The sequence below is a fragment of the Xanthomonas populi genome (assembly GCF_002940065.1).
GTDB lineage: Bacteria > Pseudomonadota > Gammaproteobacteria > Xanthomonadales > Xanthomonadaceae > Xanthomonas > Xanthomonas populi.
Map to the genome: position 1 here is coordinate 1 of NZ_MDEJ01000122.1, position 11,781 is coordinate 11,781.

At 63.0% G+C, this 11,781-nt stretch carries 11 protein-coding genes and 3 pseudogenes; 8 read left to right on the forward strand and 6 right to left on the reverse strand.

Going from position 1 to position 11,781, the window contains the following annotated elements:
* Positions 1-133: 133 nt before the first annotated feature.
* Together proC and XpopCFBP1817_RS16405 are read right to left on the reverse strand one after the other, a co-directional pair.
* Positions 134-988 (reverse strand): pyrroline-5-carboxylate reductase, encoded by an 855-nt coding sequence (proC, locus tag XpopCFBP1817_RS16400; protein ID WP_167393959.1) that lies wholly within the window; start codon positions 986-988, stop codon positions 134-136.
* A gap of 47 nt (positions 989-1,035) precedes the next feature.
* On the reverse strand, positions 1,036-1,728 hold the full coding sequence (locus tag XpopCFBP1817_RS16405; RefSeq protein ID WP_128417930.1) for a YggS family pyridoxal phosphate-dependent enzyme: 693 nt from the start codon (positions 1,726-1,728) through the stop codon (positions 1,036-1,038).
* 325 nt (positions 1,729-2,053) lie between these two features.
* On the opposite strand from XpopCFBP1817_RS16405, the gene XpopCFBP1817_RS16410 reads away from it, so the two are divergent.
* From XpopCFBP1817_RS16410 to XpopCFBP1817_RS16420, 3 genes are all read left to right on the forward strand, one after another.
* Positions 2,054-3,091 carry a type IV pilus twitching motility protein PilT gene (locus XpopCFBP1817_RS16410; RefSeq protein ID WP_128417931.1) on the forward strand — a complete coding sequence of 346 codons (1,038 nt, stop codon included), beginning with the start codon at positions 2,054-2,056 and terminating at the stop codon, positions 3,089-3,091.
* Between the two features lie 99 nt (positions 3,092-3,190).
* Entirely contained in the window at positions 3,191-4,321 is a 1,131-nt protein-coding gene (locus tag XpopCFBP1817_RS16415; protein ID WP_128417932.1) for a PilT/PilU family type 4a pilus ATPase, read from the forward strand.
* 295 nt (positions 4,322-4,616) lie between these two features.
* Positions 4,617-5,291: a YitT family protein gene (locus tag XpopCFBP1817_RS16420; RefSeq protein WP_167393960.1), complete on the forward strand. Its 675-nt coding sequence runs from the start codon at positions 4,617-4,619 to the stop codon at positions 5,289-5,291.
* Between the two features lie 141 nt (positions 5,292-5,432).
* Here XpopCFBP1817_RS16420 and XpopCFBP1817_RS16425 read toward each other — a convergent pair.
* Positions 5,433-5,977: pseudogene (locus tag XpopCFBP1817_RS16425) on the reverse strand (DNA-3-methyladenine glycosylase I).
* Positions 5,978-6,253: 276 nt separating this feature from the next.
* Here XpopCFBP1817_RS16425 and XpopCFBP1817_RS16430 point away from each other — a divergent pair.
* The 5 genes from XpopCFBP1817_RS16430 (at position 6,254) to XpopCFBP1817_RS16450 (ending at position 9,639) form a co-directional block, all read left to right on the forward strand.
* A complete protein-coding gene (locus tag XpopCFBP1817_RS16430; RefSeq protein ID WP_128417933.1) occupies positions 6,254-6,820 on the forward strand; it encodes a YqgE/AlgH family protein in 567 nt (188 codons plus the stop codon).
* Entirely contained in the window at positions 6,813-7,280 is a 468-nt protein-coding gene (gene ruvX / locus XpopCFBP1817_RS16435) for a Holliday junction resolvase RuvX (protein ID WP_128417934.1), read from the forward strand. The genes XpopCFBP1817_RS16430 and ruvX overlap by 8 nt, the downstream gene beginning before the upstream one ends.
* Before the next feature lie 16 nt (positions 7,281-7,296).
* The gene (locus tag XpopCFBP1817_RS16440; protein WP_128417935.1) at positions 7,297-8,244 is read left to right on the forward strand and encodes an aspartate carbamoyltransferase catalytic subunit; all 948 of its coding nucleotides are present in this window, start codon (positions 7,297-7,299) and stop codon (positions 8,242-8,244) included.
* Positions 8,245-8,449: 205 nt separating this feature from the next.
* A complete protein-coding gene (locus XpopCFBP1817_RS16445) occupies positions 8,450-8,884 on the forward strand; it encodes an OsmC family protein (RefSeq protein WP_128417936.1) in 435 nt (144 codons plus the stop codon).
* Positions 8,885-9,036: 152 nt separating this feature from the next.
* The gene (locus tag XpopCFBP1817_RS16450) at positions 9,037-9,639 is read left to right on the forward strand and encodes a glycine zipper 2TM domain-containing protein (protein WP_128417937.1); all 603 of its coding nucleotides are present in this window, start codon (positions 9,037-9,039) and stop codon (positions 9,637-9,639) included.
* Between the two features lie 238 nt (positions 9,640-9,877).
* Here XpopCFBP1817_RS16450 and XpopCFBP1817_RS16455 read toward each other — a convergent pair whose 3' ends face one another.
* The 3 genes and pseudogenes from XpopCFBP1817_RS16455 to XpopCFBP1817_RS16465 form a co-directional block, all read right to left on the reverse strand.
* Positions 9,878-10,759 (reverse strand): PhzF family phenazine biosynthesis protein, encoded by an 882-nt coding sequence (locus XpopCFBP1817_RS16455; RefSeq protein WP_128417938.1) that lies wholly within the window; start codon positions 10,757-10,759, stop codon positions 9,878-9,880.
* A 31-nt stretch (positions 10,760-10,790) separates the two neighbouring features.
* Positions 10,791-11,240, reverse strand: a pseudogene (locus XpopCFBP1817_RS16460) (PhzF family phenazine biosynthesis protein); the annotation flags it as partial.
* A 168-nt stretch (positions 11,241-11,408) separates the two neighbouring features.
* A pseudogene (locus XpopCFBP1817_RS16465) lies at positions 11,409-11,692 on the reverse strand (PhzF family phenazine biosynthesis protein); the annotation flags it as partial.
* Positions 11,693-11,781: the final 89 nt, after the last annotated feature.

An 11,781-nucleotide genomic window follows, 5' to 3' on the forward strand; every position in this document is an offset into this window, starting at 1 on the left:
GCTGATCATGTCTGTCGTTCTCCGCTGGCAGGGCGTCAAGTCAATGATGGCAGATTGCTGGGGTTTTTAGAGGCTCCTAGAAGCAAGACGCTTTTTTTTGAGGAAATCTTGCGCTTCTTAGACTGCGTATCGACTAATCGTTGGCAGCCGATAGTCTGCGACCGCGCTCGGTCGCTGCGGCAATCGCCTTTCCGGTAAGCGCTTCGAAGCCGCCTGTCTGGAATGTCTCGATTGCCGCTTGCGTGGTGCCATTGGGCGAGGTCACGCGGCGGCGGAGCAGCTCTGGTGCTTCGCCTGATTCGGTGAGCATGCGCGCGGCGCCAAGCAATGTTTGCAACACCAGCGTGCGTGCGGTGTCGGCCGGCAGACCCTGCGCTTGCGCGGCAGCTTCCATCGCTTCGGCCAGCAGGAAGACATAGGCCGGGCCGCTGCCGGAGACCGCAGTCACCGCGTCCATCTGTGCCTCGTCGTCGATCCACACGGTGACGCCAGCGCTGTCCAATAAACGGGTTGCCTGCGCACGTTGCGCGTTGGAAACGCGCGTATTGGCGAACAGCCCGGTAACGCCAGCGCCGAGCAGGGCAGGCGTATTGGGCATTGCACGCACCACTGCAAGATCACCGCCCGACCAGCGCTGCAGTTGCGTTGCAGTGATGCCGGCAGCGATGGACAGCAGCAGCGGCTGCTGCGCCTGCGCAAGGTCGGCCAGCTGCGCGCAGACCGAAGGCAGTACCTGCGGTTTGACTGCCAAAACCCAGATGGCCGCGCCGTCCAGTGCGCTGCGCGTGTTTTCCAAGGCGCGTACACCGAAATCGCGGGACAACGCTTCGCGCAGTTCGGTGACCGGCTCGGCCACGCGAATGCTGGTTGCCGACACACCTTGCCGGATCAGCCCGGCAATCAGGCTGCGTGCCATGTTGCCGCCGCCAACGAACGCGGTCACTGCAGCGGTGGGATGCGACGACGCGGGCGAGCAGGGCAGAGTCATCGCAGTACCTAAGTCAAGAAGAATCAGTGGTCGGCGCGCGCGACCGATCAGAAAGAGGCGGCAGGCGATGAGGGGCGTTCGCCGAACAACGCGGTGCCAACACGCACCATGGTGGCACCGGCGGCGATCGCTTCGGCGAAATCCGAACTCATGCCCATCGACAAAGTATCCACCTGCGGGTAGCGGCCCTTGAGATTATCCAATAGCGCCTGCATGCGCGTAAACGCAGCTGTGCGCCGTGCCTGCTCGGGAAACGGCGCGGGAATGGCCATCAGCCCGCGCAACTGCAGACGCGGTTGCAGCGCGATGTCTCGGGCCAGGGCATCGATCGCCTCCGGCGCGCAACCGTGCTTGCTGTCTTCGTCGTCGATATTGACCTGGATCAGCACGTTCAACGGCGCGCGATCGTCCGGGCGGTAGCGCGCCAGCAGTGCAATCAGCTTGGCGCGGTCCACGGTCTGCACCCAGTCGAAGCATTGGCTGGTCACTTCGGCCTTGTTGGATTGTAGGTGGCCGATCAGATGCCATTCCAATCCCAGCGCATGCAGTTGGGCAATCTTTGCTTGCGCTTCCTGCACGTAGTTTTCGCCGAACGCGCGCTGGCCTTGCGCGGCCAAGGCGGCCACGGCATCCGCAGGCCTGGTCTTGGACACCGCAAGCAGGCGCACATCGGTGCGCGCGTGCTGGGTCGCGGCGGTGTGGATGGCATCGAGAATCTGCTGCAGCGACGAAGCCGGCACGTGGCATTCCAGGCAAGAGGGGGAACGCTATAGTGCCGCTCTGCGGTGTTTGGTTCCAACCTGGCGCGGGAAGTCGGCTATCGGTGACGCTTCGAAAGCTGCTGCCGAGCCGGAATTGGGCCCGCCGGCATGGATCGAGCGGCACACCCGCGGGCCAGCGATGCGCGAGCAAGCGCTGTGACGGCAAGGCCCCAAACCAACGCCTTCAGCCTCGCTCGGCAGTGCCAGCCTGAACAGGGCGCAGGCCGCTTCCCGCCAGCAGCCGGAACGCTATACTGCCGCTCGGGGAGTACCTTCCAATCGCAGCCTAGGGGAAAAGCAGCGCATGGATATCGCTGAACTATTGGCGTTTTCTGTCAAAAATAAAGCATCGGACCTGCATCTGTCGGCCGGCTTGCCGCCGATGATCCGTGTCGATGGCGATGTCCGTCGCATCAATATTCCGGCTTTGGACCATAAGCAGGTGCACGCGCTGGTCTACGACATCATGTCGGACAAGCAGCGACGCGATTACGAGGAATTCCTCGAGGTCGACTTCTCTTTCGAAATTCCGTCGCTGGCGCGCTTTCGCGTCAATGCGTTCAACCAAAACCGCGGGGCCGGTGCGGTGTTTCGCACCATTCCCTCCGAAGTGCTGACGCTGGAAGACCTGGGCTGCCCGCCGATCTTCCGCCAGCTGATCGACCAGCCGCAGGGCCTGATTCTGGTCACCGGCCCGACCGGTTCGGGCAAGTCGACCACGCTCGCCGGCATGATCGACTACATCAACAAGAACGAATACGGCTACATTCTCACTGTCGAGGATCCGATCGAATTCGTGCACACCTCGCAGAAGTGCCTGATCAATCAGCGCGAAGTGCACCGCGACACGCACGGCTTCAACGAGGCACTGCGCTCTGCGCTGCGCGAAGACCCGGACATCATTCTGGTCGGGGAGTTGCGCGATCTGGAAACCATCCGCCTGGCGTTGACCGCTGCGGAGACCGGCCACCTGGTGTTCGGCACTCTGCACACCAGTTCTGCGGCCAAGACCATCGACCGTATCGTCGACGTATTCCCGGCCGGCGAAAAACCGATGGTGCGCTCGATGCTGTCCGAATCTTTGCGCGCGGTGATTTCGCAGGCGCTGCTAAAGAAGGTCGGCGGCGGGCGCACTGCCGCCTGGGAAATCATGGTCGGCACCCCGGCGATCCGTAACCTGATCCGTGAGGACAAAGTGGCGCAGATGTATTCGTCGATCCAGACCGGGCAGCAATACGGCATGCAGACGCTGGACCAGCATCTGCAGGACCTGGTCAAGCGCAGCCTGATCACGCGCAACCAGGCGCGCGAATACGCCAAGGACAAGCGGATATTTGAGTAGCCGGGATTGGGGACTCGCAGCGGCGATTTCCCAGTCCGGATTTCGGTCTGGCCACTCCCGAATCTCTACGATCGAATCCCGGCTCCAGAGGAGCACGCCATGAGCACTATCGACTTCACCTCTTTCCTCAAGCTGATGGCGCATCAGAAGGCGTCGGATCTGTTCATCACCTCGGGCATGCCGCCGGCGATCAAGGTCAATGGCAAGATCAGCCCGATCACCCAGAGCCCGCTGACCGCACAGCAGAGTCGCGATCTGGTGTTGAACGTGATGACGCCGTCGCAGCGCGAAGAGTTCGAAAAGACCCACGAGTGCAACTTCGCCATCGGCGTGTCCGGAGTGGGGCGTTTTCGTGTGAGCTGTTTCTATCAGCGCAACCAGGTGGGCATGGTGTTGCGTCGCATCGAAACGCGCATTCCCACCGTCGAAGAACTGAGCCTGCCACCGGTGATCAAGACGCTGGCGATGACCAAGCGCGGCATCATCATTTTTGTCGGCGCCACCGGTACCGGTAAGTCGACCTCGCTGGCGGCGATGATCGGTTACCGCAACCAGAATTCCACCGGGCACATCATCACCATCGAAGACCCGATCGAATTCGTGCACAAGCACGAAGGCTGCATCATCACCCAGCGCGAAGTCGGCATCGATACCGATAGTTGGGAAAACGCGCTGAAAAACACCCTGCGCCAGGCGCCGGACGTGATCATGATCGGCGAGGTGCGTACCCGCGAAGGCATGGATCACGCCGTGGCCTTCGCCGAGACCGGCCATCTGGTGCTGTGCACCCTGCATGCCAATAACGCCAACCAGGCGATGGACCGCATCATCAACTTCTTCCCGGAAGATCGTCGCAATCAGCTGCTGATGGATCTGTCGCTCAATCTCAAGGGCGTGGTGGCGCAGCAGTTGATCCCCACCCCGGACGGGCGCAGCCGGCGCGTGGCGATGGAGATCATGCTGGGCACGCCGCTGGTGCAGGATTACATCCGCGACGGCGAGATCCACAAGCTCAAGGAGATCATGAAGGAGTCCACCAACCTTGGCATGCGCACCTTCGATCAGAGCCTGTTCGAGCTGTATCAAGCCGGCGAAATCAGCTATGAAGACGCGCTGCGTTACGCCGATTCGCAAAACGAAGTGCGCCTGCGCATCAAGCTCTCGCAGGGCGGTGATGCCAAGACCTTGGCGCAGGGGATGGATGGTGTGGAGATTGCCGAGGTCCGGTGAGGCGCAGGATCGTTACGCGCTGTGGTGCATGGCCACGGCGTCGCGCGTTGAAGCAGATTCACCTGCGCAAGGTTCCTGAGATGTCGTGCGTTATTTCTGCGCGCAGGCGTCTTGTGCAGAAAAATAGGTCGAAAGACCGCTCTTTGGGACGATGAACGTGCGGCGTTGCAGCCCGCAAAGGTCGTGACGTTTCAGATGTCACCAGGGGCGCCGATAGCGTCTAATATCCGCACCCCAGTGTAGTGCCCAGCCCGTGAGCCTTCCCGATTCCGATCTGCGTCCGGAGCAAGAACCGTTGCCCGATGATGGCGCCGTGGTCACCTCCGGCCCATTGACGCCTCCGCCGGATTCAGCCGGTACCGCAGCCGACGATCGTACCTATCACCACTCGGTGGCCGAAGACGCGCAAGGCATGGTGCTGGCGACGCTGGTGGCCTCGCTAGGCCTGGCGATCTTCGCCAAGGGCGGGCTGATGATTGGTGGCATGTCCGGCGTTGCCTTTCTGCTGCATTACGCGCTGCATTGGAATTTCGGACTTGTGTTTGTGCTGGTCAACCTGCCGTTCTATTGGCTGAGCGTGCGCCGGATGGGTTGGGAATTCACCTTGAAAACCTTTGCCGCAGTCGGCGCGTGCGGTGCACTGACCGACCTGATGCCGCGCTGGGCCGAGTACGCGCATATCAGTACGCTGTTTTCGGCGATTGTCGGCGGCGCGCTGGCGGGGTTGGGCATTCTGTTCTTCATTCGCCATCGCGGCAGCCTGGGAGGCATCGGCATCCTGGCGGTGTATCTGCAGCGCGAGCGTGGCTGGAGCGCGGGCAAGGTGCAGATGCGCTTCGATGCGATGCTGATGCTGGTCGCCTTCACCATCCTCACCCCGGACAAGGTGCTGTATTCGGCGCTGGGTGCGTTGATGCTGAGTCTGGTGTTGATGTTCAACCATCGCCCGCATCGTTATATGGGCGTGTGACCCAGATGGTCGTTGGCGCGTCGCCGGCGGATTAGTGATCGGCAACTGCATGCGTCGTGCCCGGGGCGGCAGGTAACGCATCTGCACTGCCACGTGTGCACGGTGCATCTATCTGCCGGCGTGGGCTCGATCGTATCGCCGTTATGTATTTTCGCTCTGCATCCACGGCGGTGACAGTGCCTGGATGCAGGCAAACACTGGGCATTCGGCATGATGCGCGCCGCGCAGGTAGCCCAGGCTCATCAGGAATTCGCCGGTGATCTCGCCACCGGTGAAGCGAAAGTCTTCTTGAACAACGAGATCCAGTCTGGCTTGGCGAGCAGATGCTGTGCATCCAGCCATTGCGCGAAGCTGCTGTGCGAGGCGCGCAGCGTCTGGATCACCTGCGCGTTGTGGATCGCCGCCAGCACCTTGAGCCGGTTGCGGCTGATGCCCGCATCGCCCATCAGCCGGGCGATATCGGCCTCGCCTTAGGCGGCAACCGTGTCCACGTTGAAACCGTCATAGGCACGCTGGAAGTTGCTGCGTTTGCGCAGGATGGTTTCCCAGCTCAGCCCGGCCTGATTGATCTCCAGCACCAGCCGCTCGAACAGTTCGCGTTCGTCGCGTTGCGGGAAGCCGTATTCGTGCTCATGGGAGTGCCCGTGGACCGGATGGCTTGGGGCGATGCTGCAATAGCGGCTCATGGGATTGCCAGTGGTATGCGCCGTGGTGGTGGCCGGCGCGATGGAAAGATGCGTCAAACCGAGCGACTGCAGCGTTATCCAACGCTAAGGCTGAATGGGCAAACTAGCGGAGCACGCTGCATCGCAAGCGACAACCTGAACACGCAGGTCAGAAACGGCGATGGCACAGCGTTCGCAGTTCGGTCCATCGTCGGCATCGACAACCCATAGCGTTACGCAAGTGCCCGGTATGGCAGCGGCTCTGCGCGCGGCGGAGCGAACGGCTAGAATGCGGCCATGTCTGTTTTACCCACGCCTCTGGCCAACCAACTGCTGATCGCGCTCCCGGCGCTGTCCGACCCCACCTTTTCGCGTGGCGTCGCGCTGATATGTCAGCACGACGAGAACGGCGCGATGGGCGTGCTGGTCAATCGGCCCTCCGAATACACGCTGGGCGAAGTCCTGTCGCAAATGGGCATCGACACCGCCGACGAGCACCTGCGCGAGCAGATCGTGCTCAGCGGCGGGCCGGTGCATCCGGAGCGCGGCTTCGTCATTCACGACGATGCGCGCGCCTGGGATTCCTGCCTGGAAGTGGGGCAGGGCGTGTTCTTGACCACCTCGCGCGACATTCTTGAAGCCATGGCGGCCGGCGACGGCCCGCGCAATGCGCTGGTGGCGCTGGGCTGTGCCGGCTGGGGCGCGGGGCAACTGGAATTCGAACTGGGCGAAAACAGCTGGCTTACCGCGCCGTCGGACGCCAACGTGCTGTTCGCCACTGCCCTGGAAGATCGCTGGCAGACCGCTGCCGGGCGCATCGGTGTGGATCTGTTCCGGCTGACGGATTATTCCGGGCATGCCTGAGGCGGGCGCGATCCGCCCGGATGGCACGGTGCTGGGCTTCGACGTGGGATCGCGCCGGATCGGCGTGGCCGTTGGCACCGCGCTCGGTGCTGGCGCGCGTGCGGTCGCCGTCATCCATGTGCATGCCACCGGCCCCGACTGGGCCGCGCTGGATCGCGTGCATAAGCAGTGGCGGCCCGATGGTTTGGTGATCGGCGACCCGCTCACCCTTGACGATAAAGATCAGCCCGCGCGCAAGCGTGCGCATGCCTTCGCCCGTCAACTGCGCGAGCGCTATGCGCTGCCGGTGGTGCTGATCGACGAGCGCTCCAGTTCGGTGGAAGCTGCGCAGCGTTTCGCGCGCGCGCGCACCGATGGACGCAAGCGTCGCCGCGATGCCGCAGCGCTGGACGCGATGGCGGCGGCCGTGATCGTCGAACGCTGGTTGGCCGCGCCCGACCAAGCCACTTTTCTTCCCTGATATTTCCCGACCTGCGATGACTACCATGCAACTCGATTCGGACGGACGCCTGCGCCACCTGCTCACCCTGGAAGGACTGCCGCGCACCACGCTGCTGCAACTGCTCGATCGTGCCGGCCAGATCCGCGACGCGGCAGTGGGGCGCGTCGGCAAGCGCAGCGTGCTGGCCGGCACTGCGGTGTGCACGCTGTTTTTTGAACCCTCAACGCGCACGCGCAGCTCGTTTCATCTGGCTGCGCAGCGGCTTGGCGCGGACGTGCTCAATTTCGATGCCTCCACTTCTTCCACCCGCAAGGGCGAAACGGCACGCGACACGCTGAAGAATCTCGAGGCGATGGGCGTGCGTGGCTTTGTGGTGCGCCATCCCGACGACGGCGCGGTGGAAGCGCTGATCGCAGCTGCAGGCGAAGGCACTGCGCTGATCAACGCCGGCGACGGCCGCAGTTCGCATCCCACCCAGGGGCTGCTCGACATGCTCACCCTGCGTCAGGCCAAGGGCACCGATTTTTCCAAGCTCAAGGTGGTGATCGTCGGCGACGTGAAGCACTCGCGTGTGGCGCGCTCGGACCTGCACGCATTGCGCACGCTGGGCGTCGGCGAGATTCGCGTCTGTGGACCGGCCAGCCTGCTGCCCGACGACGACATGCTGGACGGCTGTGTGGTCGGCGAAGATTTCGACGCCATGCTGGAGGGTGTCGATGCGCTGATGATGTTGCGGCTACAACGCGAGCGTATGGAAGAAGGCCTGGTGCCGTCGCTGGAGCAATACCACGCCGACTACGGGCTCACCCGCGAGCGCCTGGCACGTGCCGGGCGGGATGCAGCCGTGCTGCATCCTGGCCCGATCAATCGCGGCGTGGAAATCACCGACGAAGTCGCTGACGGCGCGCAATCGTGCGTGTTGCGTCAAGTCGCCAACGGCGTCGCCGTGCGCATGGCCGTGCTGGAAACCTTGCTGGGCTAAGCGCTACAGGCAACGCGACCGCGCAACCAACGCGCGGTCGCGCTCGATGTTCGAAATGGATGATCGTAATAAGGCAGAATACTCACTGCCAGATGGACCCGTAGTCTGCTTTTACGATTCCCGATTCCCGATTCCCGATTCCCGGCACCACGCCGTAACACCCACTCGCCTATCGTGGCGGCTCCTTTCATCGTAGGAGACCGCAATGGGTATTTCACGTCACGCCACCGCTCACTGGGAAGGCGATCTAAAGACGGGCAAGGGCCAGCTCAGCACGCCGCAAAGTGGTTTGTTGGACAACACCCGCTATGCCTTCAGCAGCCGCTTCGGCGACGAGAAGGGCACCAATCCGGAAGAACTCATCGCGGCCGCACATGCCGGCTGCTTCACGATGGCGCTGTCTGCGCAGTTGACAGAAGCCGGATTTCCGCCGACCTCGCTGGATACGCGTGCCGACGTGGATCTGTCGATGGACGGTGGCCCGCAGCTGTCGCAGATCCGGCTCAGACTCAAGGCCGTAGTACCGGGAATCGATGAAGCCAAGTTCCGCGAACTGGCCGATGTCGCCAAGAAAAATTGTCCGGTGTCCAAGGCGCTGAGCGCGGTGCCGATCAGCCTGGAAACCGAATTCTCCAGCTGATGTTAAAAACGCTGCGACGCGTGGGTGCCGCATGCCGGCGCGCGCAGCTAGCGGCTACCTGAATAGGGGGTCGCAGGGCCTGTTTGGTTCAGTGCGGTTTCACTGGCGCAGGCCGAGCATCGGCAGCGTGTCCTCCTTGTAGAAGTGCCGCTATGAAAACTCTTGTGCTTGGTGCTCTGGTGTTGGGTCTGGCGGTTGCGGGTAACGCAACGGCGCAGCGCTATGACAGCGGCTACCGCGATGGCGGCCGCAGCGGGTATGAGGACGGTCGTTACGAATACGCGCGCGTGGTGCGTGTCGACCCGATCATCGTGACCGATTCGTATAACGAGCGAAGCAGCGAACGCTGCTACAACCGTCCGTCCAACGGCTACTACACCAGCAACGATGGCGCCTATCGCGATGGCGGCAGCTACGGCCAGTCGGGTGTCTCCAATCGCGGTGTGGCCAGCGTGATCGGCGGTATCGCCGGTGCGGTGCTCGGTAGCCAGGTTGGCGGCGGCAATGGCCGATTGGTCGGTACTGCGGTCGGCACCATGGCCGGCGTGGCGGCAGGCCGCTCGATCTACGAAGCCAATAATCGCAATTATCAGGGCAACGTCAGGGTGTGCGAACCGGTGTCCTACCGTCGCGAGAGCGATCGTGTGGAGGGCTACGATGTGACCTACGAATACGCCGGCCGTACTTATCACACGCGCAGCGACTACAACCCTGGCGATCGCATCCGCGTGCGCGTTGACGTGCGTCCTGACTGATCTGGTTGGTCACGATGGCTTCAAATGAAAATGCTGCGGGAGACCGCAGCGTTTTTTGTTGGAGTGCAGGTCACTGAATCGTTCGCTGCCACAAGGCGCATGCGCAGTCGCAGTTGCGTATCGATCGATGCGATGCGTCAGTTGGGGAAAGCGGGTGATTCAAATTACGTCGCTGCAGCTTGATATCAGCAGTGAGCAGTAACGGACCGGTTGACGCATGGCAACGTTCGATGACGTGTTACGCCCAATCAAGCGTGCCGCGAATCACTGTCTGCACCTGGCCGCCCGACCACGCATCACCCTCGGCATCGATGCGCAATTCCAGCAAGGCATCGAAGCCGATCTCGCGGCCCTGGCTGACCACATAGCGCCGCGCCTTGCCCGGCAATGCCTGGCGGCTGTCCAGCCATGCGGCGAGCACCGCGTTGGCCGCACCGGAGGCAGCGTCTTCGAAGCGGCGGCCGTTGCCGACGAAGGCGCGTACGGCCAGGTCGTAAGCGCCCGGCGCGGCGGCGCGGGCATACGCAAACACGCCCATGCTGCCGGTGGATTCGGCCAGTGCGGCGATCGCCTCCCAATCCGGTTGCAGACCACGCAGCGCGGCCTCGCTAGCCAGCTCCACCACCCACCAGGTGCGCCCGCCATCCATCAGCGCAGGCGCCAAGGCGCCGAGTGGCCAACTGCGCAAGGCATCGCGCAGACGCGGGTCGTCGGCCTGTACCTGCTCGGCTACGCGCGCGCGCGGGGTGCGGATGGCGATGCTGCGATGATTGTTGATCTGTTCCACGCGCAGCGGCAACTGGCCGGCGATACCGTCCTGGATCAGCACGCCATCGTCTGGCGCGGCCAGGCCGGCTTCCAGCACCGCATGCGCGGTTCCAACGCTGGGGTGCCCTGCGAATGGCACCTCTTTTTGTGGCGAAAACATGCGCAGCCGATAACTGCTGTGCGCATCCAACGCGGGAAACACGAAGGTGGTTTCCGGCAGCTTGGTCCAGCGTGCGATCGCCTGCATCGCCGCATCGTCCAGGCCGTCGGCATCCAATACCACCGCCAGCGGATTGCCGCTGCCGGGCCGGGCGGAGAACACATCCAGTTGCAGGAAGCGGCGTGCGGTCATGAGCACTATTCTGATAGCAAGGCGCGGCAGCTTACCAATCGATACGACCTTCGATCACTTGCTTGTTCGTTCCTCCTATCCACACTTCGCCTTCGTCATCGATCTCGATGTGGACGTGCCCATCGCGGCCGACCTCACGGCCCTGGCAGGCGACATACCGCGATGCCTCGCCCGGCAAGCGACCTTCGCCGTGCAGGCGTGCGGCGATCCAGGCGTTGGTGCTGCCGGTCACCATATCTTCCGGAATGCCGTCGCCTGGGCAAAATGCGCGCACCACCAGATCCGCGTCGCCGCCGGTCTCGTGCGCGTAAATGGCCAGGCCGGTGGCTGCGCTGGCCTGTGTGAGGCGGGTAATCCCGGCCAGATCGGGCAGCGCCTGCCGCACCGCTTGCGCATCGGCCAGTTCCATTAGCCACCAGTTGGGGCCGTTGTTACAGAGCGCTGCCGGGTGGTCGGCCACGCGCAGTCCTGCGCAGGCTTGGCCGACTGAAGTTCCAAGTGCAACACTGATCCACTGCAAACCGGCGTTTCTGTCACATCGCCTAAACGCGTAACCGCAATTTAATCAATGATCTACAAGTCTGGCCCTCACAGAGCGATGCAAGCATTCGATTGATCGAGGTGTTGCACTGAGTATTGAGACCACCCTTCGCGTAATGCCGCAACATGCACATCTCCGGTCCCGATAGCCCGCGCACGCGGTGCCCGCAGCCGCACCAGCAGTGCGCCGTGCCTGTCGATCACCTGCACCGGCAGCACGCCCGCAGCGCATTGCTGGCGCACAAGGCCATCCGGCTTGAACGAGACCAGCCCGTGCGTTGCCGCCGCCCATGCCGCACCCATGCTGGGGTGGCCGGCAAGCGGCAGCTCGGCGCGTGGCGTGAAGATGCGGATGTGGTAAGCCGCATCGGGCGCGCTGACCGGAAGGCAAAAATGGTCTCCGACACTGAGGTATCCCCACGTTTTTCAGCCCATGACCATCTGGTTGTAGACGTGTTCGGGCAGTGTGCGTAATCGCTCCA